Below are 21,095 nucleotides of genomic sequence, written 5' to 3'. Positions count from 1 at the left end.
GGGCCAGGGGGTCGGGGTGACAGTTGGTGACAATCACCGAGTGAAGCCCGGCTTGTCGGAGGGCATCGAGAAAATCCGTGACGTGGGGGCGATAACCGATCCGGTCGCCTACCTCTGCTTTCAGCCCCGTGATGTCGAGGGACAGCCGCTCGCTCCAGTAATCGGTGCAATACCAGTTCAGTGAGCCGCGCTCGGCCATGATCATCGGAATCAGGCGGTCTTTCGCTTCCTGGGGGTGGAGGTCGTAGTGCTCGGCGTACCTTGCCGGCAGATGCTCGAGCCAGAAGTGGTTATCGAAATGCAGATCCAGCAGTGTCCCGTCCATATCCAGGAACACCGTGTTAAGCGAGGACCAGTCAACCATAGAGAAAAACAGCCTGAAGAATTTGCTTCAGGCTGCCGGAGTTCGCTCGTCGGGGCAAGCCGTGATAGTACGGAGGCGTGCCCGATGGAGCCGGATCAGTTGCTGGTCTGGACCGTCTCGGGTTTCTTGCCGGTACGGGTGCAGCCCAGGCAGCGCACGAAGGTCGCCTTGGCCGGGCCCATTACCAGAACTTCCCCTGCTTCATCAGCGTTTCCGCCCAGCAGGGAGAAGGGCAGGGAGACCAGGTAGACAGCGCTGCCCACGATGGTGGTAGCCAGCAAGGCCGGGCGAACAAAAATCGCATCACCGGTCATCGCCAGTGCCGACGGGGTTTCGTCCACGGCCTGAGCGTGCCCGAGGGATGAGAATGCCAACAGGCAGGCCGCCACAGTGGCTACCAGGGTGCGGGAAATCTTGCGGGTCATCTTACTGTCTCCTGAGCTTTAGTGGCCCTGAAAGGGTAGTGCTTTAAAGAAAAGCAAACCCGGATCGTATCAACCGGATACCATCCTATTGTAAACCGTGGGCGTTAATCCTCTGTTAACTATGAATCATATTTGCGCATTTTCAAACGATTTTTCGTTGCAGAATGTGCGATCTGGTAAGCGTTCAGCGCTGGCAACGGGGACAGTAAACCGTTGAGCGATTGTTCATCCGGATTTCCTTCAGTGGTGCCCCGCATTCCTTGCAGGGCTGGCCGCCCCGGCCGTACACCAGCAGGGACTGGGCAAAATAGCCGGGCTTGCCATCACTGTTCACGAAGTCCCGAAGGGTGGTTCCGCCCATCAGAATGGCGGCGCTGAGCGTTTCCCGGATGGCTTCGGCCAGCCTGTGATAGCGGTCGAGGCTGATTCTCCCGGCCTTGCGCCGGGGATGAATGCCCGATTTGAACAGCGCTTCATTGGCATAGATGTTACCGGCACCCACGACCACCTGATTGTCCATGATGAACGATTTCACCGGTGTGTTTTTGCCGCGGGAGAGCCGGAACAGGTGCGCGCCATTGAATTCCGGGGCCAGGGGTTCCGGACCCAGGTGGGTGATCAGCGGGTGCTCTTCGGCGGAATCAGCCCACAGCCAGCAGCCGAACCGGCGTGGGTCGTTGAATCGAAGGATGACGCCAGACTGTAATGCCACGTCGATATGATCATGGGTCAGGGGAGGGGTATTGTCAGTGATGATGCGCAGGCTGCCGGACATGCCAAGGTGAACAATCACCGTGCCCCGGTCCATGTTCAGGAACAAATACTTGGCCCGGCGGTCTACACTTTTAATCACCTGACCTTCCAGTTTCTCGCCCAGATCGGCCGGAACAGGCCAGCGCAGACTGCCGTTGCGGACTGTCACTCGGGTTATTGTCTCGCCTTCGCAGTGGGGTGCTATACCCCGTCGGGTCGTTTCTACTTCGGGCAGTTCAGGCACGGGCGGGAATCTCCGGTGGAAAACGACTAAGTGTAATCAGTAACAATTTTGCATCCAAATGCTGTTGTTGTGGCTTACAGCTGTACGCTAAAGTGTGAAGGTTGGCCTCGCGCCAAAGATATTGATTTTGAGGATTTGCTATGTGGTTTAATGGTCTTCTTGACCTGTCGGTGATGCAGCTCATTCTGGTCACCCTCGGAATGACACACGTCACGATTGTCAGTGTAACGCTCTACCTGCATCGCCATTCGGCGCATAACTCGCTGGACCTGCATCCGGCCCTGAAACACTTCTTCCGGTTCTGGCTCTGGTTAACCACTGCGCAGAACACCAAGGAATGGACCGCCATCCATCGTAAACACCACGCCAAGTGCGAAACCGAGGAAGATCCCCACAGCCCGGTCGTCTTGGGTATTCGCAAGGTGCTGTTCCAGGGCGCCGAGCTCTATGCCGAGTCGGCGACGCCCGAAACCCTCGAGCGCTATGGTCAGCGCACCCCGGAAGACTGGGTAGAGCGGAACGTGTACAGCCGCTACAAGATGCTCGGCATCGCGTTGATGGCGGTAATCAACCTGGCCCTGTTTGGCGTTCACGGTATCTGGATCTGGGCTGTGCAGATGATGTGGATTCCAGTCTGGGCTGCCGGAGTGGTCAACGGTATCGGCCACTGGATGGGTTACCGGAACTACGAATGTGCCGATAACGCCCGCAATATCAGCCCACTGGGTTTTCTGATTGGCGGTGAAGAGTTGCACAACAACCACCATACCTATCCCAACTCCTCCAAGCTGTCTCGCCGCTGGTTCGAGGTGGATATCGGCTGGGGCTACATCCGCCTGTTCCAGTTGTTCGGACTGGCCAAGCCCAAGGGTTATAGACCGATTGCCCACCATGTGCCAGGTAAACTGGAGGTGGATGTGGAAACGGTTCAGGCCATCGCCAACAACCGGTTCGATATCATGCGCCAGTACCGTAAACGTGTCATGGAGCCGGTCCTGCGCCAGCAGAAGTCGCTGATGGACGATGAGATCCGTCCCCGTTACCGGAAGCTCAAGCAACTGCTCTCCCGTGAGATCACGCTGATTCAGCCGAAGGAGAAGGAAACCCTCGAGTCTGTGCTGGAGCGCAATGCGGTGCTGCGCCAGATCTATGAGAAGAGCCACGAGCTGCAGGCGCTCTGGCGCCAGCGTGGGCTCAAACCCCAGGACAAGCTGAACGCGCTGATGGAGTGGTGCCGTGAGGCGGAAGCCAGCGGTATCCGCTATCTGGAAGAGTTCGCCGAGCACCTCCGGGCCTACTCGCTGCGCCCCTCAGCCTGATGCCGGGTAGAGAATCGACGTAAACCTGCTTCGGCGGGGAATCCGGGGCCAGATGAAAGCGTTCATCTGGCCCTTTTTTATTCTGGCCCGGAAACAACCCGGAACAGGGAGTAGGTGACCTGTCCCGCACTTTTTTGCCGGTGCAGCTGCCAGGAAACGGGCACAGAAGGCGTTGGTAGCTCGCTCTCGTGTTCCACGTAAACCCAGCCGCCGGGTTTGATCCACGCCTGTTGTTCCAGCAACGGAAACAGCTTTTCGAGCCAGCCCTGGCGAAACGGCGGATCCATGAACACGATATCGAATGGCGGCCGGTTTCTCTGGGCCAGATAGCTTTCGACGTCCGAACACACCACTTCGCCGTTGTCGGATTTCAACAACCGGAGGTTGTCCCGCAGTGCTCTGGCCAGGGCTGGCGTGTGGTCCACGAGGGTGGCCCGTCCGGCACCCCGGGAAAGAGCCTCGAGCCCGAGGGCGCCGGAGCCGGCGAACAAATCGAGGCAGTCACTGCCCGCAAGGTGGAAGGCAAGCCAGTTGAACAGGGTTTCCCGGGTGCGCGCGGGGGTGGGTCGAACGCCACCGGCGTCCGGAAAGCGCAGTTTCCGGCTGCGCCAGTCGCCGCCAATGATTCGCAGCTCACCGGTGCCGCTGCTTTTGCCAGCCGGAGCCGCCTCGCGACCAGCTGGGGATCTCGTCTGGTGAGACCTGCTTGCGGATTGTCTGCGCGCCATAGCCGCCGCTCCACGGAAATATTCGGTTCAGGATATGTGCCTGCATCTTACCGGAAACGTTTACGGTCGCGATAATCGGAGCGACCCTCACTTCACCGGGACAGTCTGCTAGAATACCGGCTTTCTTTGTCCCGCCCATTCAGACTGATGGATTGATTTTTATGACGGCAGAGTGGATTTCAATCGGCCTCCTGGCCCTTCTTGTGCTCGTATTTGTCCTGGATATCGCCGGCAACCGTAGCCGGGCACCACGCCCCAAGCCGGTGCCGCAGCGCAAGCCCGAGGTTTCCAAAGGGCCGGCACCAGAGCCGGAAGAGGGCGAGATTGAAGCGCCTGCCGCCGCAGAGCCACAACCAGAGCCGGTGGCTGAGCCGGAACCGACGCCAGAGCCCGAGCCCGCGGAAGAACCGCAGAAAGCACCGGAACCGGAGCCGCAGGTCAGCGTTTTCGAGCGCATCAAAAAGGGGTTGGGCAAAACCCGGGCAAGCCTGACCGGTGGCTTGTCCGACATGTTCTCGCTTGGCAAGAAAATCGATGAGGAACTGCTGGAGGAAATCGAGACCACGCTGCTGATGGCAGACGTTGGCGTAACCGCCACTTCTGAAATCATCGACTCACTCACCGACAAACTTGAGCGCAATCAGCTCAAAGACGGCGAGGCCCTGCGTAAGGCTCTGAGGGATGAACTGCACGGTCTGCTGAAGGATGTCACCAAGCCACTGCAGATCGACTCCGGCAAGACGCCTTACGTGATTCTCATGGTGGGCGTAAATGGGGTGGGCAAGACCACCACCATCGGCAAGCTCACCAAGAAATTCCAGAACGAAGGAAAATCGGTCATGCTGGCCGCCGGCGATACCTTCCGTGCCGCTGCGGTTGAGCAGCTGCAGGTCTGGGGCGAGCGCAACAAGGTTCCGGTGGTGGCGCAACACACCGGCGCTGACAGTGCCTCGGTGATTTTCGATGCCATCCAGTCGGCCAAGTCCCGTGGTGTTGATGTGGTGATTGCCGATACTGCCGGCCGCCTGCAGAACAAGGACAACCTGATGCAGGAGCTGGAAAAGGTGGTCCGGGTTATGAAGAAGCTGGACGAATCCGCACCCCACGAGGTCATGCTGGTGCTGGATGCAGGCACCGGCCAGAACGCCCTGAGCCAGGCGCAGGTGTTCCAGCAGGCCGTCGGCGTTAGTGGCATTACGTTAACGAAACTGGACGGCACGGCCAAAGGCGGTATCGTGTTTGCCATCGCCCGTCAGTTGCAGTTGCCCATCCGGTTTATTGGTGTTGGCGAGCAGGTGGACGACCTGCGCAGTTTTGATGCCGAAACCTTTGTGGACGCCCTGTTTGACGAATAGCCCGGAATCCAGCCGCGCGGAAGCCGCCCATGATTGAGTTTCGCCAGGTCACCAAGCGTTACGACAGTGATCACACCGCTCTGCGACAGGTCAACTTTGGCCTGGAGCGTGGCGAGCTGGCGTTCCTGACCGGCCATTCCGGCGCCGGCAAGAGTACCCTCCTGAAGCTGATTATGGTGATGGAGCGCCCCAGTGCCGGTGAAGTGGTGGTTGGGGGGCAGGTTCTGAACCGTTTGCCCCGACGCCAGATTCCCTACATTCGTCGCCACATTGGCGTGGTCTTCCAGAACCACCAACTGTTGTTTGACCGCACTGTGTTCGACAACGTCGCCATGCCACTGGAAGTCATGGGCGCCTCCCCCAGAGATACGGGTCGCCGCGTGCGCGCGGCCCTGGACAAGGTGGGTTTGCTGCAGAAGGAAAAAATGAACCCGATGCAGCTCTCTGGCGGGGAGCAGCAGCGCGTGGGTATTGCCCGGGCGGTGGTGAACAAACCCCCGGTGCTGCTGGCGGATGAGCCCACGGGTAACCTGGACCCGGCTCTGTCTGCGGACATTATGAATCTGTTCGGGCAGTTCAGCCAAGTGGGTGTGACCGTGTTGATCGCAACCCACGACATCGCCCTGATCAACGAGATGGGGCGTCGAACGCTGAAACTGGATCATGGCCGTCTGGTGGCCGGCGGCGCGCCAGTTCTCGGGGGCGGTGTCCATGGCCGCTGATCCCCGCAAGAAAGCACAGCCTACCCGCGGCGCCAACCAGGCTCGCGCGCCCTGGCGTGAGCAGGCAGAAAGTTATTTCATCCATCACCGCAAGGTCGCCAGGGACAGTGCCAACCGCCTTTTGCATACACCGGTGGCGAGTCTGATGACGTGGACGGTCATGGGGGTTGCCCTGGCGTTGCCAGTGGCATTGCTGTTGCTGCTGACCAGTCTTCAGGGAGTCAGCGCAGGCTGGGAGAGCAGCGCCCGGGTGACGGCCTATATCCAGTTGGATGTGCCTCTCGAACGAGCCCGAGTGCTGGGTAACGAAATTTCCGGAGACGGCCGGGTGGCAAGTGTTGAGCTGGTGGATCGCGACCAGGCGCTTGCGGAGTTCCGCGCTTCATCGGGCCTGGAAGATGCTCTGGATTATCTCGAGGATAATCCGCTGCCACATACCCTGCTGATTACCCCGGAAGAGGGCGCCCGGTCCACTGAGGGTGTTGAGGGGTTGGTGCGGTTTATCGAGGGCATGGAAGGCATAGAGCGGGTTCAGGTAGACCTGGGCTGGTTGCAGCGGCTGAACGCCATGACGGATCTTCTTGCCCGTGCTGTCTGGGCGTTGGCGATCCTGCTTGCGGCGGCGGTTGTGCTGGTGATCGGCAATACCGTACGGCTTTCAATCGAGAGCCGTCGGGACGAGATTCTGGTTGCGAAGCTGGTGGGCGGAACAGACAGCTTCGTTCGCAGGCCCTTTCTGTACACCGGCGCCTGGTTCGGGCTCGGTGGTGGGATTGTTGCCCTGATATTACTGCAATTGTCACTTTGGTGGCTCAGCGGGCCCATAGAGCGGCTGGCAGGCCTGTACAGGAGCGACTTTTCCCTGGATGGGCTGCACATTGATGGCGCCCTGGCGTTGATAATTGTTTCGATGCTGCTAGGCTGGCTAGGCGCTTGGGTGGCCGTGAAGCGTCATCTGGATGACATGGAGCCGGGTGATATTGCCGGAGGAGCATGATCCGAATAACGGGAAAACCGTATTGAAGAGACAGCTTCTATTGGCGTAAGTTGTTAGATAGTAAAGCCACGGTGAATTTCCCAGATAGTTGTTTTATAACGTTTTACTGGGAATTTCGGGAACTTTCAGGGTTCTTGGCGGTCTAAAGGGTAATTGATATATTTAGGGCCGTTGGGTTCGGAGGTTAGAGCATGGGTACGAGTTTACAACTGGTTGACAGACTGGTTCCGGGTCAGAATCTCGAGTCTTATATTCAGGCTGCGAGCCGCATCCCGGTGCTCACAGTTGACGAAGAGCGGGAGCTGGCTGAACGGCTCCATTACGAGGGCGATGTGGAAGCCGCTCGTCAGCTGGTTATGTCCCACCTGCGCTTTGTGATTCACATTGCCCGGAGCTATTCCGGCTATGGCCTCGCTCAGGCGGATTTGATCCAGGAAGGCAACGTTGGCCTGATGAAGGCGGTCAAGCGCTTCAATCCTGAGTACGGTGTGCGGCTGGTGTCTTTTGCGGTGCACTGGATCAAGGCAGAGATTCACGAGTTTATCCTGCGTAACTGGCGGATTGTTAAAGTGGCCACCACCAAGGCCCAGCGTAAGCTGTTCTTTAACCTTCGCAGCCAGAAGAAGAAGCTTGCGTGGCTCAGCCATGATGAGCTGAACGCTGTTGCCGAGGATCTGGGTGTCGAGCCCAGGGTTGTCCGCGAAATGGAAGGCCGGCTGGCGTCTCAGGATACCGCCTTTGACGGTCCTCAGGACGACGATGACGACAACGCCTATCAGGCGCCTGCGTACTATCTGGAAGACGCTCGCAGCAACCCGGCGACCCAGCTTGAGAACGCGGATTGGTCGGACGATTCCAATGGCCGGCTGATGCAGGCTCTGGGGCAATTGGATGAGCGCAGCCAGGATATTCTCCGGGAGCGCTGGTTGTCTGAAAGCAAGTCGACCCTGCACGAGCTGGCCGACAGGTACGGCGTCTCGGCCGAGCGTATACGGCAGCTAGAGAAGAATGCGATGAAGAAGATTCGCATGCAGATGTCAGAGGTGGCCTGAGTTATTGGCTAGCCACTGAGTACCTGAGTCGTAAAAAACGCCACCACCGGTTCCGGTTGGTGGCGTTTTTGTTTGTATAATCGGAAACTTTACCTTGGGGGCAGAAGCGATTGGGTGGGCCTTTCCAAAACACGCTGTGAATACGTCCATGTACGCTCGGCTCCGCCATCCATGGCTCCGCACGGTTTTGGAAAGGCCCACCCAATCCCTTCTCGAACCTTTGTGCAAAGGCCTGAAAAATGACTGATAAGCTCCCTAATATCGCATTTCTTGGCATCGGCCTGATGGGCGCGCCCATGACCCGTAACCTCCTGAACGCGGGCTTTCCGATGACCCTTTGGAACAGAACGGCCAGCAAGTGCGAGCCCTTTGCTTCTGAAGCAACCATTGCCAAATCCCCGGCGGAGGCGGTTGCCAATGCCGATGTGGTGATCACCATGCTGGAGAACAGCAATGTGGTGGAGCAGGTGCTGGTCGCCCAAGGCGCGATTGATGCCCTGAAGCCGGGCGCGCTGGTGATTGATATGAGCTCAATTCAACCTTCCGTGGCCCGGCGGCATGGCGAGTTGGTTGCAGAGCAGGGCGCTGGGTATGTGGATGCGCCGGTGTCCGGGGGGACTGTGGGCGCGGCTGAAGCCCGCCTGAGTATCATGGCGGGTGGCTCGGAAGCGGATGTGGATCGCGCCCGGCCGGTGTTCGAGGCGCTCGGCAAGTGCACGCGGATTGGTCCTGTTGGCGCGGGGCAACTGGCGAAGCTGGCCAATCAGGCTATTGTTGGTATCACCATTGGTGCTGTGTCCGAGGCGCTTTTGCTGGCGGCGAAAGGCGGTGCCGATCCTGCCGCTGTGCGGGAAGCGTTGCTGGGCGGGTTTGCCGGTAGCCGGATTCTGGAGCTCCATGGCCAGCGGATGATCGACCGGGAATTTGCACCCGGCGCGCCGGCTCGGATCCAGCTAAAGGACATGCGGATGATTCTGGATGAGGCCCGTGCGGAAGGGTTGACCCTGCCCCTGGCTCAACAGACGCACAATGAATACCTGTCGCTGGTGGCCAATGGCCACAGTGATGTCGACCACAGTGGCCTGTTGCTGGAGCTGGAGCATCTGAACGGTGCCCTGCTTGGCTCCCTTGGCCGCGGACCGAAGGAGTAAACACGCCATGCCCCGTTTTGCTGCCAATCTGTCCATGCTGTTCACGGAAGTGGACTTTCCCGAGCGCTTTGCCATGGCCCGGGCCGCGGGTTTTGAGGGCGTGGAATACCTGTTCCCCTATGCCTACCCCAAAGAGCGACTCGGCCAGATGCTGAGCGATAATCAGCTGACTCAGGTGCTGTTCAATCTGCCGCCCGGTAACTGGGACGCCGGTGAACGGGGCATCGCCTGCCTGCCGGACCGGGTTGAGGAGTTCCAGGCCGGCGTGGATCAGGCGATCGACTATGCCAAAGCCCTTGGCTGCCGGCAGCTGAACTGCCTTGCGGGGCTGAAGCCGGCGAACGTTTCCGATGACATTGCCTGGCAGACGTTGGTGAGTAATGTCGCCTGGGCAGCGGGCAGGCTGGCTGACGAGGGTATCACCCTGTGCCTGGAAGCCATTAACTCGCGCGTGGATATGCCAGGCTTCGTACTGGATACCTCCGGCAAGGTGCTCGCACTGATCGAGGAAATCGACGCGGACAACGTGCGCCTGCAGTACGACCTTTACCATATGCAAATCATGGAAGGGGATCTGGTGCGCTCCATGGAGTGTCTTTTGCCCTGGATCGGCCACATTCAGTTTGCGGACAACCCGGGGCGACATGAACCCGGCACGGGGGAGATTAACTTTTCGAATGTTTTTGCGGCCATCGATGCCATGGGATATGACGGCTGGGTAAGCGCGGAATACCGGCCTACCGGGGCAACCGGTGACAGTCTAGGCTGGTTTCCGGGGAAAGCCTGACCGTCGCCATTGGCGACACCCTCTTACAAGATCGTAACTGGCCGGGTTGCCAACTTCTTCGTACCCTTGTCGTTACTGTAATCCGCTATCGGGAGGAGAGCCGGTGAAAGCGCTGGTAATCGAAGACGATCAGGACGTTGCAAATTATCTTGTCAAAGGGCTGAAGGAATCCGACTTCGTGGTCGACCATGCAGCCGATGGCAAGGAAGGCATGATGATGGCGGCCAGCGAGGATTACGACATCATGATTGTAGATCGCATGCTGCCGGGAATGGACGGTCTGTCCATTATCAAAACCGTGCGTGCGACCGGAAACCAGGTGCCGGTTCTGATTCTCAGCGCCCTGGGTGATGTGGACGACCGCGTGGAAGGTTTGCGTGGCGGCGGCGATGACTACCTCACCAAGCCGTTTTCATTCACCGAATTGTTGGCCCGTATCGAATCCCTGGTGCGCAGAAATCGGCAGTCGGCGGAAACCGAGACCGTACTGCGGGTCGCCGATCTCGAAATGGATCTGCTTGCACGCACGGTAAAGCGGGCCGGCCAGAATATTGATGTCCAGCCGCGGGAGTTCCGTCTGCTGGAGTACCTGATGCGTAATGCCGGCCAGGTGGTCACCCGGACCATGTTGCTGGAGAAAGTCTGGGATTACCATTTCGATCCTCAGACCAACGTTATCGACGTACACATCAGCCGGCTGCGAGCCAAGATCGATAAGGAATTCGATACACCCTTACTGCAGACCATCCGGGGTGCAGGGTACATGTTACGTGAAACTGCTTAGCCAGCTCAGGACCTCGTCCTTCCAGCTAGCCCTGCTGTACATGGTGGTGTTCGCCACCTCGGTATTTCTGTTACTGGCCTTTATCTACTGGCGTACGGCGGGCTTCATGACCGCCCAGACCGACGAAACCATTGAAGCGGAAATCGCCGGTCTGGCGGAGCAGTATCGTGGCCGTGGCGTGAATGGCCTCATCACCATCATCCGTGAACGTGTTGCCCGCGACCCCAACGCCAAATCCATCTATCTGCTGACCACCGACGACTTTCTGAAGCTGGCCGGCAACATAGAGACCTGGCCGGAAGGCAGCCGTTCAGAGAGCGGCTGGATCAACTTCACCCTGAACGAATCCGTCGGCTGGACCGGGCCCGAACGCCTCGCCCGTGCCCGGATCTTTGAGGTTCAGGGTGGCTTGCGCCTGCTGGTCGGGCGGGATGTCGACGAACTCACTAACCTCAAGCGGGTAATTGAAACCGCCATCAACTGGGGTATGGGGATCACCCTTGCCCTTGCGCTGCTTGGTGGCTTCCTGATGAGCCGCAGTACGACCCGGCGTATCGAGGTTATCAACAACACATCACGTCGGATCATGAACGGCCACCTTTCCCTGCGGATACCAACCCGTGGCACCGACGATGATTTCGACCAGCTGGCGGAAAACCTCAATCAGATGCTGGACCGGATTGTGTATCTGATGGAGGGCATCCGGCACGTTTCCGACAGTATTGCCCACGATTTGCGCACGCCCCTGACCCGACTCCGCAACCAGCTTGAAAACACGCTGATGTCGGTGGATAACGACGAGGCGAGGGAGCAGGCCGGCCGCGCCGTGGCGGAGGCCGATCAGCTGCTGGCCACCTTCAACGCATTGTTGCGCATCGCCCGCCTGGAAACCCGTGGTAATACCGCCGACATGAAACCTGTGCCGCTGGATGAGTTGGTCACCGATGCCTGTGAGCTCTATGAGGCCTTGGCTGAGGATAAGGACCAGTCGTTCGAGCAGGGCCTGGAAAGCGGAGTGATGATCGAGGGCGACCGCGACCTTCTGTTCCAGATGGTCAGCAACCTGATTGATAACGCTATCAAATATACGCCGGAGCATGGCGTTATAGGCGTATCTGTTCGGCGCGAGGGTGCCGATGCGGTGTTTGAAGTCCGGGACAGTGGAATCGGTATTCCCGATGCCGAGAAAGACCAGGTCTTCCAGCGGTTTTACCGGGTAGGCAAGAGCCGTTCTTTACCGGGTAATGGTCTGGGCCTGAGCCTTGTGAGCGCTGTTGCAGAGATTCACCAGGGCCAGATTGTCCTCAGTGATACCCATCCCGGGGAAGAACCGCCGGGGCTTACCGTGGCGGTGAAGATTCCCGCCTACACCGAAGCCCGCAAACGCATTCGCGCGGCCCAGGCCGAGCAGCCGACGGATCCAGCGGCCGGGGAAACCCGAACCGCCTCTTGATCCACCGGCGTAAATACTTACTGACTGGCGCGGAAACGGTTAATGCGTGACATCACGGGGCCAATCAGCGCATCCCTGCGGGACTCGATCTCGTGGGTAATCTTTTCCACCTGAGAGCGGCGACGGTTTACACGCACCTGAATGCTGTCCCACTCACCTTCCAGATGCTTCTGCTCGGCCGCGAGAAAAGCCGCAATGTTGTGCCGATTGACCTTGCCAGTAATTCCGTACTGGTCGAGCCGGTAACCAATAGCATCCACGCCATTAAGTGCCATGTTCAGCAGCTTCTGTGTATTCATTTTGTTTTCTCCGAGAATGGAAACGTTCGAAAAGAATATAAGCGCTACGCTATGCTCCGAACCTAGAGTCTGCAACCTAATTCCCGGGGCCGGCGTTCGTAGTTTCCCTGACGAAAACGTAATTCCTCGGCCACGCCGGTGTAATCCATGCTGTGCATAATTGAAACTGTAGCTTTGGAAGCCTGCAGATTTGTTGCTTGCTTCTCCCTCCAGCACAGCGCTAGCCTTACCCCGTTTTTACGGGGTTTTTTTATGCCCTTCCAATTTCTGATTCCCAACTGGCAGAGGACGTTGCGAGACCAATGACCCAGGTTCCCGGTAATGGCGGCCCACGCCCCAGATACATCACTCCGGAAGGCGAGCGGGCCTTGCGTGATGAACTGCAGTATCTCTGGAAGGTAAAGCGCCCGGAAGTGACTCAGGCCGTGCGGGAAGCTGCCGCTCTTGGTGATCGATCCGAGAACGCCGAGTACATCTACGGCAAGAAGCAGCTGCGGGAAATCGACCGTCGGGTGCGCTTTCTGGGCAAGCGCCTGGAAGAGCTGACCGTTGTGGACCGATTGCCGGATGACCGGGACAAAGTGTTTTTTGGTGCCTGGGTAACAGTGGAAGACGAAGAGGGTGACGAACAGACCTATCGCCTGGTCGGCGCCGACGAGTTTGATTTGAACAAAGGCTATCTCAGCATCAACTCACCGCTCGCCCGGGCCCTGATCGGCAAACGCCTTGACGACGAAGTGAGCGTTCGCACGCCGGAAGGTTGGAAGTCGGTCTTTGTCGTAGGAATTCGCTACGAGGCGCCATCCGACGACAAGTGAATGATGTCACAAAATTGGCGAGTGCCCGGGCAGGTTGTGTGATTTGTCGATAAACTGATCAAAATTTGTCACAACTGGTCGCAGACAGGATCGTCTGCCGGGGTAAATGCCATGGGTATGCGTGGAGAAGCGGGGAACGTTCAGAGCAGGGTAATCACGGTGCTTGTCTTGGCTGCGGCATTTTCTGCCGGTGCGGCCTTTGCGCAGAGCGATGCGCAGGACAGTGCTTTCCAGTACGAAGAACGCTCAACCATCCACACCATCCAGCTGAATTCCATGGAGGAAGAGACGCTGGCCAATACCGTTATCGAGGGTGGCCTTGCGGCACCGGCTGCGGGTGTACCGCTCAAACCCCGGGTTGAAGACGACTTCTACCTGGATCCCCTCGGGCTTCGACCCGGAGATAACCGCACGGACCTCGGCCGATCACAGATTCCGGTGGAGTTCCGGTTCAGCAATCCGAAATCCATTCCCGGGCAGACCCACAGCAACAACTACGTGATCCGCCCACCCGAGAACCGCACTTACGATGCGCTTAACATCAATATGAATGAGCGTTGAGACAGGCTATCAGGCTGCGGCGCAGCCGTTGTCTCCGGCGGGCGTTTTACCAAGTACATCTTCATAGAAAAATGCCAGGGCCTGACTGGCCTGATTGAAACGCGCCCGGGATACCCGCATGCGATCGTTCAGGTATTCCAGAAACAGCCGGCGGTCTTCATTGGCCAGCGCATCCGGATCTTTCATGTCGCTAAACAGCACGAACCGTGTGATCCAGTGCAGGTAGGTTTGCTCAGAGCGTTGATTGAGCTTTTGTTCGTGGATGGCGTCCTTGACCCGTGCCACCAAGCCTGGCTGGGACTGTTCCAGCGCTTCCGTGATGTCCATAAATAACTCTTCCTGGTGAATTGGTATTGTTATTTTGCGCGCATCTTATGACAGCTCATTTACGAGCGCAAAGCTTTATTCAGGAAGATTGACTCTGGTCATTTTTCGACCAGAGTCTGGGCTGGAACACCAGTTATTTCAGGGCTTCAAGCTTGTCTATGTACTTCTGCATGGCCTCATCGCTGGACATGCCCTTAGCCTTTTCCCAGGCATCAAACTTGGCGCGGCCGACAAAATCCATCATGCCCGGGCGCTTGCCGGACACATCTCCCTCGGTGGCCTGCTTATAGAGCGCATAGAACTCCAGTTTCATCTCGTTGGACGGTTTGAAGTCGCCCTCGGCAGTCTGGATGTAATTCACGGCTTCGTCGAAGCGGGTTTTCAGGTCACTCATGTTGATCTCCTTATGGTTTCGTGTTGATCCTGCTCGTTGGGCGAGTATAGCCACAGCCAACAATGCCGTCATTGACTGAATTTTCGTATGAGTGATGACAGATTGGAGATCCCGCGTATTCTGGCAAAAGCTTGCCCGGCCGCACATTCGCGAACAAAGTTGGCCAGTTTTTGCTTGAGCCTGGCAAGTGATCTGTGTAGAGTTTTGATCGTTGCGCGCCAGGAGGGTGCGTACAAGGGATTGAACAATTGCAAATGATTTGCACAGGGAGCAAGCGCATGTCTTCAAAAGACGGTTCCGTCGCGCCTAAAGAGCGCATCAATATCAAGTACGTCCCCGCCACCGGAGATCAGCAGGCAGAAACCGAGTTGCCGCTGAAGATGTTCGTGGTTGGTGATTTCAAGGGACACGCCGAAGAAACCCCCATCGAAGATCGCAAGGCCATTTCCGTCGACAAGAACAACTTCCGTTCGGTCATGAAGGAAGCCGGCCTGACCCTTTCCACCACCGTGACCAACAAGCTGGATGAGGAAGCCGACGAACTGCCGGTAAACCTGGAATTCCAGACCCTTGATGATTTCTCCCCCGACAGCGTTGCCCGTCAGGTTCCGGAGCTGAACAAGCTGATTGAACTGCGGGAAGCCCTGGTGGCCCTGAAAGGCCCTCTGGGTAACGTGCCGTCGTTCCGCTCCAAGCTCCAGGAACTGCTGGACAACGACGACGCCCGGGACAAGCTGCTGGCCGAACTGGAACTGGCCACAGACAGCAACGAGTAAGGGAATACCCGCTCATAATTTCCGACTGAATTCAAAACGTACTAAAAGGATGTGGTATGTCTGATACTGCTGTGCAGCAATCTGCTGCCTCCGAATCCGTCACTGAAGGCTCTCTCCTCGACCAGGTCATGGCCAACAGCCGTATGGCACCGGCGGATGAGGGATACGATGTCGCCCGTAAGGGCGTGGCAACATTTATCGCCAACCTGCTGAAAAGCGATGAAAAAGGCCAGCCGGTCAATAAGGCCCTGGTGGACCAGATGGTGGTTGAGCTGGATCGAAAGATCAGCGCCCAGATGGATGAAATCCTGCACGCGCCCAAGCTGCAGGAGCTGGAGTCTTCCTGGCGCGGCCTGAAGCTGATGGTGGACCGCACCGACTTCCGCGAGAACATCAAGGTGGATATCCTCCACGCCACCAAGACCGAGCTGCTGGAAGACTTCGAATTTGCGCCGGACGTTACCCAGACCGGCTTCTACAAGCACATCTATTCCACGGAATATGGCCAGTTCGGTGGCGAACCGGTCGGCGCGGTTGTTGGCAACTACGCCTTTACCCCGTCCACACCCGACATGAAGTTGCTGCAGTATGTGTCGTCTGTCGGAGCGATGGCCCATGCTCCGTTTCTGTCCTCAGTGGCACCTTCGTTCTTTGGCGTTGACAGCTACCAGGAACTACCCGCCATCAAGGAACTGAAGGCCGTTTTCGAAGGCCCGAAATACGCCAAATGGCGCTCCCTGCGTGAATCCGAAGACGCCCGTTATCTGGGCCTCACTTCACCCCGCTTCTTGCTGAGGGTGCCTTACGATCCTACCGAAAACCCGGTGCGCAGCTTCAACTACAAGGAAGACGTATCGGCGGACCACGAGCATTACCTTTGGGGCAACACGGCCTATCTGCTGGCCACCCGCCTTACCGAAAGCTTCGCCAAGTACCGCTGGTGCCCGAACATCATCGGTCCCCAAAGCGGTGGCGCAGTCGAGGACCTGCCGGTGCACCTGTTCGAATCCTTCGGTCAACTGGAAGCCAAGATCCCGACCGAAGTGCTGATTACCGATCGTCGCGAATACGAAATGGCCGACGAAGGCTTCATTGCCCTGACCATGCGCAAGGGCAGCGATAACGCGGCCTTCTTCTCCGCCAACTCGGTGCAGAAACCCAAGCAGTTCCCCAACACCAAGGAAGGCAAGGAAGCGGAAACCAACTACAAGCTGGGTACCCAGCTGCCTTACATGATGATCGTTAACCGCCTGGCCCACTACATCAAGGTCCTGCAGCGGGAACAGATCGGCTCATGGAAAGAGCGCCAGGACCTGGAGCGGGAGCTGAACACCTGGATTCGCCAGTACGTGGCCGACCAGGAAAACCCCCCCGCCGAAGTCCGCAGCCGTCGCCCCCTGCGCGCGGCACAGGTCACCGTTTCTGACGTGGAAGGCGATCCGGGCTGGTACCAGGTGTCCCTGGCGGTTCGGCCCCACTTCAAGTACATGGGTGCCAACTTCGAACTGTCACTGGTTGGCCGGCTGGACAAGGATTAATCCGTGTTCCAGCACCCGGCCAGCGACGGATCGCAGGCCGGCAGCGGCAGCCTGTTCGAGAGACTGGAGCAGGCTGCCGAACCGGCCGGCCAGAGTATGGGAGAAGTCACCCACGTTGTTGAATCCATCAAGCGCCATCTGGTTCGGCTGCTGAACGCCCACCCGGGCAACAGCGCCAGCGTGCCGGATCTGGGCCTGCTGGACTTCAACGACGCCACGCTCGGCACCCACGATCTGAGCGTCCAGATCCGTGGCGCGATCCGGCAGTGCATCGAGAAGTTCGAACCCAGGGTGAAGCGGGTGGATGTGGTTAATCTGCCCCAGGGACCCGATCCGCTGCAGTTGCGGTTTCAGGTGACCGTGTACCTGAATGTCGGCGCAAATGACGACAAAACGACCATAGATTTAGTATTGGATGACAAACGTTACTACCAGGTGGTGTAACGAAACGGATAAGCAAACACCAAGGATAGCGAGAGACGGTGGGGATGCTTTTCTGCAGGGAAAAAATGTCTGAGCGCAGCGAGTTGTTTTTTCCCGGAAGAAAAGTGTACCGACCGTCTCATACTCCCAAGGATGCGGTAGTTGTATGAAGTTAAATCGGTTCTACAGGGACGAGTTGAGTTTTCTCAGGCTTCAGGGCCGGGAATTCGCGGATGCCCATCCGCAGTTGACACGGTTTCTGTCCGAGCAGAGCACCGATCCAGATGTTGAACGGCTGCTGGAAGGTTTTGCTTTCCTGACCGGAAAGCTCCGGGAAAAGGTCGAGGACGAGTTCCCGGAGATTACCCACTCGCTGCTGAACATGTTGTGGCCGAATTATCTGCGGCCGGTACCCAGTTGCACGATCATGCGCTTTGATCCGCAGTTGCATGCAATCAGTGAACGCCAGAGGGTAGAGCGTCATACCGAGATCAAGAGCCGTCCCCTGGGCGATGCGAATCGCCAGACCCAGTGTCGGTTCCGCACATGCCGGGCGGTGGATGTATTTCCTGTGAGCGTTGCCGCGGCCCATGCAGAGCACTCACGGGAAGTGTCCTCAGTGACCGTGGACCTGGCACTGCACACCGATCAGCCCCTGTCGTCACTGGGCATGGACAGCCTGCGCTTTTATCTGGGCGGCGAGAGTCATATCGCCGAAACCCTTTTTCTCTGGTTGAACCACTATCTGGAACGCATCGATCTGGTGGTGGGTGACGCTGTTTACCGACTGCCTGCCTCGCTTTTGCGGCCGGTCGGTTTTGGCAACGAAGAGGCCCTGTTGCCGTATCCCAAGAACGCCTACCCCGGTTACCGCATTCTGCAGGAGTATCTCAGTTTCCCGGAGGCCTTCCGTTTTGTGGATATTCTCGGACTCGGGCGTCGGCTGCCAGCGCTGCAGGCCGACGAAATAAGCCTGCGTTTCCATTTCAGTCGGATATTGCCACCGGATGCAAAAGTGCGGGAGGACAATTTCCAGCTCTATTGTGCCCCGGCGGTGAACCTGTTTACCCACGAAGGTGAGCCGGTGGACCTGAACGGCCGCCAGACCGAATACCGGATTTCGCCTTCCAGCCGCTCGCCGGATCACTACGAGGTGTTCAGCATTGAGCAGGTGGAAGGCTGGCTGGAGGGACGGTCCGGGCGCGGTGAGCCCCGCATCTACATGCCCTTTGAGAGTTTCCAGCATGAGGTGGAACGGGATCGAGGACGGACCGCCCTGTACTATCGAGTCCGGGCCCGGGACAGCGTGCGCGGGGACGGCTTTGATCATTATATGTCGTTTGTCCGGGGCGACGAGTCGGAGTGCCTGAGTCGGCAGGAAGCGGTTTCCCTGACCCTCACCTGCACCAACCGCCACTTGCCCAGCCAGCTGGCGGTAGGCGAAATCTGCATGGCGACCGAGAGCACGCCGGCGTTTGCCACCTTCAGCAACATTACCCGGCCCACCGCGACCCTGCGGCCAACCCTGGATGGCAGCCTGTTGTGGACGCTGATCTCGAATCTGTCACTCAATTACCTGTCCATGCTGGACGTGGATGCCCTGCGCACGGTGCTGCGGGTCTATGATTTCCGGGCCCTGGTGGACCGTCAGGCGGAGCGGGTGTCCCAGAAGCGTCTGGCCGGTATTACCGGTATCGAGACATCCCCGGTTGACCGGATGGTCAAGGGCCTGCCGGTGCGCGGGATCCGCTCGGTACTGAAACTGGACCAGCAGGCCTTTGCATCGGAAGGTGATCTTTACCTGTTCGGCACGGTTCTCAGCCAGTTCTTTGCTCTTTACGCCAGTATCAACGCATTTCACCAACTGGAAGTGGTGAACACCGATAATCAGGAACGGTACACATGGACGTTACAGCAAGGTCAGCAGCCGCTGATGTAGCCGAGCTGCAACCCGTTCTGGGCAATGCGCGGCGATACAGTTTTTTCCAGCTGGTGGACCTGATTCACCGGCATCACGGGGATGATCTGGAGCGAAACAGCGACGAACAACCCCGCCAGGAACGGATCCGGTTTTCTGCTTCCGCAGGGTTGGGGTTTCCCGGCAGCGATGTGGTTTCGGCGCTGTCGCCGGAGCACGAGCATGCCCCGTATCAGATGGAAGTCAGCTTTCTGGGGTTGCACGGCTCCCAGTCGCCATTGCCGGGCTATTACCTGGAGGATCTGGCCTGGGAAGCGGGGCAGAATCTGGGCATCCGGCGGCATTTTCTTGATTTTTTCAATCATCGCCTGGTCACGCTGTTCCACCGGGCGTGGCGCAAGTATCGCTACTACGTTCGGTTTCAACCCGGTGCCTCGGACGGCTTTTCAGAACTGATCTTTGCCCTGATAGGTCTGGGCGACAGCCGGTTGCGGGAGGCAACACCGGTTAACTGGTCCAAGATGCTGGCCTATTCCGGCCTGATGGCCGGTCGCAGCCGGTCGCCGGAGGTGGTGAGCGGCATCGTTGCCCATTGCTTCGATCTGGACAATGTCAGTATTGAACAGTGGGTCCTGCGCAAGGTGGCCATCGCCGATGATCAACAGACCCGACTGGGCCAGGCCAACGCCTGTCTGGGCAGCGACACACTGGTGGGATCCGCCATTCGGGATCGCAGTGGCAAATTCGTGCTCCGGTTGCGGAATCTCAGCCGACAGCGCTTTGCGGATTTCCTGCCCAATGGCCAGGACCACCAGCGCCTGGTCAAACTCGTGGAGTTCGCCACACGGGAGCAACTGGCCTACGACCTGGAGCTTCAAATGCGTCCGAAAGACATCCGCCCCATGGAGCTGGGGGAAGATGTGCGGCTGGGCTGGAATTCCTTCGTGACCCCGGAAAAGGCTCGGCGCCGACCGGCGGTCCGGATTCAGATTCGCCGGTAAACCCGGCAGGGAAGGCATTCATGGATGAACAACAGGCTGCGGGCCTCAAGCTGACAGTCACCAATCCGACCGTTGCCGGCGGTGGGGCAACCATCGAGCACTGTTTCAGCGTTCGCGGCGGCTCTATCGGTACAGCAGCCAGTGATACCTGGCGGTTATCCTCCCAGCGAACGGGTGCGGTTCCTGGCCACGCAGAGATCCGTTTTCTGGACGGCGGCTTCTGCCTGATTGATCGCAGTGGCCGGACCTACATCAATAGCGCAAGTCAGCCTGTAGGCCGGGGCCGTCGGGCACGACTGAATCATGGCGATACCGTCAGTATTGGTCGCTATCAACTTCGTGCGGAGTTGGCCGAGGCTGTTGGCGAACCGTTGCTTGAGAGCGGTGAGGCAGAGCAGGCCGGTCAACTGATTGATGTCGATGAAGGGCCGCTGGTGCGGGCCGAGGACTTAACCAGCCAGACCGGGAACCCGGAGCCACTGCAGAATCTTGCCCCGGTAGCCGGGGAGGCGGTCAGTGATGACCCATTGGCACCCTGGCACGGGCAGCCGGACGAACAGAAGTCGGATACTGACGCGCTGATGGCCAGTGAGATCTCCTGGCGCGCCGCAGAAAGGCATGTTTCGGATGAGTACCGTGAAAACCGCGACGTAGCGATGGGCCTACCCGTTCGCAAAGGAGAGAAAGACAGGATGTCTGAGATTGCAGAGAGCGCTGATCGCCGGGAGGCTTCAGATCAGAGCAGCAAACACATCAGTGGTGCCCCCCTGTTGCGGGGTATGGAAGCCGGGCTGGACTTTGCTGACAGCGATGAGATGCGTCTGTTCCTGGAGGAAGCGGGGCAGACTCTGAAGGCGACCGTGGACGGGTTGTTGGCGCTGCACCAGGGAGAAGACAGCAGGCATC

General features: G+C 58.4%; 23 protein-coding genes and 1 pseudogene. 17 read left to right on the top strand and 7 right to left on the bottom strand.

Features of this window, described 5'->3' with window-relative positions:
• The 3 genes and pseudogenes from B2W52_RS02710 to mutM all read right to left on the bottom strand — a co-directional run.
• Nucleotides 1–364: pseudogene (locus B2W52_RS02710) on the bottom strand (HAD family hydrolase); the annotation flags it as partial.
• A gap of 95 nt (nt 365–459) precedes the next feature.
• The gene (locus tag B2W52_RS02705) at nt 460–789 is read right to left on the bottom strand and encodes a hypothetical protein (RefSeq protein WP_008175672.1); all 330 of its coding nucleotides are present in this window, start codon (nt 787–789) and stop codon (nt 460–462) included.
• 184 nt (nt 790–973) lie between these two features.
• A complete protein-coding gene (gene mutM, locus B2W52_RS02700) occupies nt 974–1,786 on the bottom strand; it encodes a bifunctional DNA-formamidopyrimidine glycosylase/DNA-(apurinic or apyrimidinic site) lyase (protein WP_039882121.1) in 813 nt (270 codons plus the stop codon).
• Between the two features lie 140 nt (nt 1,787–1,926).
• Between mutM and B2W52_RS02695 the strand changes: the two genes are divergently transcribed.
• Nucleotides 1,927–3,105 (top strand): DesA family fatty acid desaturase, encoded by a 1,179-nt coding sequence (locus tag B2W52_RS02695; protein ID WP_008175676.1) that lies wholly within the window; start codon nt 1,927–1,929, stop codon nt 3,103–3,105.
• Between the two features lie 77 nt (nt 3,106–3,182).
• On the opposite strand, the gene rsmD is transcribed toward B2W52_RS02695, so the two are convergent.
• Entirely contained in the window at nt 3,183–3,833 is a 651-nt protein-coding gene (gene rsmD / locus B2W52_RS02690; RefSeq protein WP_286801139.1) for a 16S rRNA (guanine(966)-N(2))-methyltransferase RsmD, read from the bottom strand.
• Nucleotides 3,834–3,994: 161 nt separating this feature from the next.
• Here rsmD and ftsY point away from each other — a divergent pair, with 161 nt between their 5' ends.
• From ftsY to B2W52_RS02650, 8 genes are all read left to right on the top strand, one after another.
• Nucleotides 3,995–5,188 carry a signal recognition particle-docking protein FtsY gene (gene ftsY, locus B2W52_RS02685; protein WP_286801138.1) on the top strand — a complete coding sequence of 398 codons (1,194 nt, stop codon included), beginning with the start codon at nt 3,995–3,997 and terminating at the stop codon, nt 5,186–5,188.
• A gap of 29 nt (nt 5,189–5,217) precedes the next feature.
• Nucleotides 5,218–5,910 carry a cell division ATP-binding protein FtsE gene (gene ftsE, locus B2W52_RS02680; RefSeq protein WP_273068815.1) on the top strand — a complete coding sequence of 231 codons (693 nt, stop codon included), beginning with the start codon at nt 5,218–5,220 and terminating at the stop codon, nt 5,908–5,910.
• Entirely contained in the window at nt 5,900–6,907 is a 1,008-nt protein-coding gene (gene ftsX / locus B2W52_RS02675) for a permease-like cell division protein FtsX (protein ID WP_092030793.1), read from the top strand. The genes ftsE and ftsX overlap by 11 nt, the downstream gene beginning before the upstream one ends.
• Nucleotides 6,908–7,098: 191 nt before the next feature.
• Nucleotides 7,099–7,959: an RNA polymerase sigma factor RpoH gene (rpoH, locus tag B2W52_RS02670; protein WP_008175688.1), complete on the top strand. Its 861-nt coding sequence runs from the start codon at nt 7,099–7,101 to the stop codon at nt 7,957–7,959.
• A 239-nt stretch (nt 7,960–8,198) separates the two neighbouring features.
• Complete coding sequence (locus tag B2W52_RS02665) at nt 8,199–9,110, top strand: NAD(P)-dependent oxidoreductase (RefSeq protein ID WP_008175690.1); 912 nt, start codon at nt 8,199–8,201, stop codon at nt 9,108–9,110.
• Nucleotides 9,111–9,117: 7 nt separating this feature from the next.
• Nucleotides 9,118–9,897 carry a hydroxypyruvate isomerase gene (gene hyi / locus B2W52_RS02660; RefSeq protein WP_008175692.1) on the top strand — a complete coding sequence of 260 codons (780 nt, stop codon included), beginning with the start codon at nt 9,118–9,120 and terminating at the stop codon, nt 9,895–9,897.
• Between the two features lie 103 nt (nt 9,898–10,000).
• The gene (locus B2W52_RS02655; RefSeq protein ID WP_008175694.1) at nt 10,001–10,681 is read left to right on the top strand and encodes a winged helix-turn-helix domain-containing protein; all 681 of its coding nucleotides are present in this window, start codon (nt 10,001–10,003) and stop codon (nt 10,679–10,681) included.
• Nucleotides 10,668–12,134, top strand: a complete 1,467-nt coding sequence (locus tag B2W52_RS02650) for a HAMP domain-containing sensor histidine kinase (RefSeq protein ID WP_273068811.1) — start codon at nt 10,668–10,670, stop codon at nt 12,132–12,134. Before B2W52_RS02655 ends, B2W52_RS02650 begins: the two co-directional genes overlap by 14 nt.
• 17 nt (nt 12,135–12,151) lie before the next feature.
• Here the strand turns inward: B2W52_RS02650 and B2W52_RS02645 are convergent, their stop codons facing one another.
• A complete protein-coding gene (locus B2W52_RS02645) occupies nt 12,152–12,433 on the bottom strand; it encodes a hypothetical protein (RefSeq protein WP_108018356.1) in 282 nt (93 codons plus the stop codon).
• Nucleotides 12,434–12,735: 302 nt separating this feature from the next.
• On the opposite strand from B2W52_RS02645, the gene greB reads away from it, so the two are divergent.
• On the top strand, nt 12,736–13,251 hold the full coding sequence (gene greB / locus B2W52_RS02640) for a transcription elongation factor GreB (protein WP_014578652.1): 516 nt from the start codon (nt 12,736–12,738) through the stop codon (nt 13,249–13,251).
• A 159-nt stretch (nt 13,252–13,410) separates the two neighbouring features.
• Nucleotides 13,411–13,812: a hypothetical protein gene (locus B2W52_RS02635; RefSeq protein WP_273017539.1), complete on the top strand. Its 402-nt coding sequence runs from the start codon at nt 13,411–13,413 to the stop codon at nt 13,810–13,812.
• 9 nt (nt 13,813–13,821) lie between these two features.
• Here B2W52_RS02635 and B2W52_RS02630 read toward each other — a convergent pair whose 3' ends face one another.
• Both B2W52_RS02630 and B2W52_RS02625 read right to left on the bottom strand, forming a co-directional pair.
• Nucleotides 13,822–14,139 carry a site-specific integrase gene (locus B2W52_RS02630; protein WP_008175705.1) on the bottom strand — a complete coding sequence of 106 codons (318 nt, stop codon included), beginning with the start codon at nt 14,137–14,139 and terminating at the stop codon, nt 13,822–13,824.
• Nucleotides 14,140–14,272: 133 nt separating this feature from the next.
• Nucleotides 14,273–14,533, bottom strand: coding sequence for an acyl-CoA-binding protein (locus B2W52_RS02625; protein ID WP_008175707.1), 261 nt, complete (start codon nt 14,531–14,533; stop codon nt 14,273–14,275).
• 278 nt (nt 14,534–14,811) lie between these two features.
• Here B2W52_RS02625 and tssB point away from each other — a divergent pair, with 278 nt between their 5' ends.
• From tssB to B2W52_RS02595, 6 genes are all read left to right on the top strand, one after another.
• Nucleotides 14,812–15,309 (top strand): type VI secretion system contractile sheath small subunit, encoded by a 498-nt coding sequence (gene tssB / locus B2W52_RS02620; RefSeq protein WP_008175709.1) that lies wholly within the window; start codon nt 14,812–14,814, stop codon nt 15,307–15,309.
• Nucleotides 15,310–15,365: 56 nt separating this feature from the next.
• Complete coding sequence (tssC, locus tag B2W52_RS02615; RefSeq protein WP_008175710.1) at nt 15,366–16,847, top strand: type VI secretion system contractile sheath large subunit; 1,482 nt, start codon at nt 15,366–15,368, stop codon at nt 16,845–16,847.
• A gap of 3 nt (nt 16,848–16,850) precedes the next feature.
• Nucleotides 16,851–17,291, top strand: a complete 441-nt coding sequence (tssE, locus tag B2W52_RS02610) for a type VI secretion system baseplate subunit TssE (RefSeq protein WP_008175712.1) — start codon at nt 16,851–16,853, stop codon at nt 17,289–17,291.
• 145 nt (nt 17,292–17,436) lie between these two features.
• Nucleotides 17,437–19,209, top strand: a complete 1,773-nt coding sequence (gene tssF / locus B2W52_RS02605; protein ID WP_008175714.1) for a type VI secretion system baseplate subunit TssF — start codon at nt 17,437–17,439, stop codon at nt 19,207–19,209.
• Nucleotides 19,173–20,189 (top strand): type VI secretion system baseplate subunit TssG, encoded by a 1,017-nt coding sequence (gene tssG / locus B2W52_RS02600; RefSeq protein WP_273068805.1) that lies wholly within the window; start codon nt 19,173–19,175, stop codon nt 20,187–20,189. The genes tssF and tssG overlap by 37 nt, the downstream gene beginning before the upstream one ends.
• 20 nt (nt 20,190–20,209) lie before the next feature.
• The coding region (locus B2W52_RS02595; protein ID WP_286801131.1) for a type VI secretion system-associated FHA domain protein at nt 20,210–21,095 on the top strand (886 nt) is incomplete at its 3' end.

Origin of the sequence: Marinobacter sp. UBA2498, from assembly GCF_002341575.1 — a bacterium.
In the GTDB taxonomy this organism is placed as follows: Bacteria; Pseudomonadota; Gammaproteobacteria; order Pseudomonadales; family Oleiphilaceae; genus Marinobacter; species Marinobacter manganoxydans.
Note: the sequence above shows the minus strand (reverse complement) of the source record. Positions and strands in the feature narration are given on the sequence as shown.

Excerpts from the sequence above, each read along its gene's own strand:
- ftsX (WP_092030793.1), top strand. The coding sequence starts at position 5,900 with ATGGCCGCTGATCCCCGCAAGAAAGCACAGCCTACCCGCGGCGCCAAC.
- rpoH (WP_008175688.1), top strand. The coding sequence starts at position 7,099 with ATGGGTACGAGTTTACAACTGGTTGACAGACTGGTTCCGGGTCAGAAT.
- hyi (WP_008175692.1), top strand. The coding sequence starts at position 9,118 with ATGCCCCGTTTTGCTGCCAATCTGTCCATGCTGTTCACGGAAGTGGAC.
- B2W52_RS02665 (WP_008175690.1), top strand. The coding sequence starts at position 8,199 with ATGACTGATAAGCTCCCTAATATCGCATTTCTTGGCATCGGCCTGATG.
- B2W52_RS02695 (WP_008175676.1), top strand. The coding sequence starts at position 1,927 with ATGTGGTTTAATGGTCTTCTTGACCTGTCGGTGATGCAGCTCATTCTG.
- B2W52_RS02645 (WP_108018356.1), bottom strand. The coding sequence starts at position 12,433 with ATGAATACACAGAAGCTGCTGAACATGGCACTTAATGGCGTGGATGCT.
- rsmD (WP_286801139.1), bottom strand. The coding sequence starts at position 3,833 with ATGGCGCGCAGACAATCCGCAAGCAGGTCTCACCAGACGAGATCCCCA.
- tssC (WP_008175710.1), top strand. The coding sequence starts at position 15,366 with ATGTCTGATACTGCTGTGCAGCAATCTGCTGCCTCCGAATCCGTCACT.
- B2W52_RS02705 (WP_008175672.1), bottom strand. The coding sequence starts at position 789 with ATGACCCGCAAGATTTCCCGCACCCTGGTAGCCACTGTGGCGGCCTGC.
- tssF (WP_008175714.1), top strand. The coding sequence starts at position 17,437 with ATGAAGTTAAATCGGTTCTACAGGGACGAGTTGAGTTTTCTCAGGCTT.
- tssG (WP_273068805.1), top strand. The coding sequence starts at position 19,173 with ATGGACGTTACAGCAAGGTCAGCAGCCGCTGATGTAGCCGAGCTGCAA.
- greB (WP_014578652.1), top strand. The coding sequence starts at position 12,736 with ATGACCCAGGTTCCCGGTAATGGCGGCCCACGCCCCAGATACATCACT.
- tssB (WP_008175709.1), top strand. The coding sequence starts at position 14,812 with ATGTCTTCAAAAGACGGTTCCGTCGCGCCTAAAGAGCGCATCAATATC.
- ftsY (WP_286801138.1), top strand. The coding sequence starts at position 3,995 with ATGACGGCAGAGTGGATTTCAATCGGCCTCCTGGCCCTTCTTGTGCTC.
- B2W52_RS02625 (WP_008175707.1), bottom strand. The coding sequence starts at position 14,533 with ATGAGTGACCTGAAAACCCGCTTCGACGAAGCCGTGAATTACATCCAG.
- ftsE (WP_273068815.1), top strand. The coding sequence starts at position 5,218 with ATGATTGAGTTTCGCCAGGTCACCAAGCGTTACGACAGTGATCACACC.
- B2W52_RS02630 (WP_008175705.1), bottom strand. The coding sequence starts at position 14,139 with ATGGACATCACGGAAGCGCTGGAACAGTCCCAGCCAGGCTTGGTGGCA.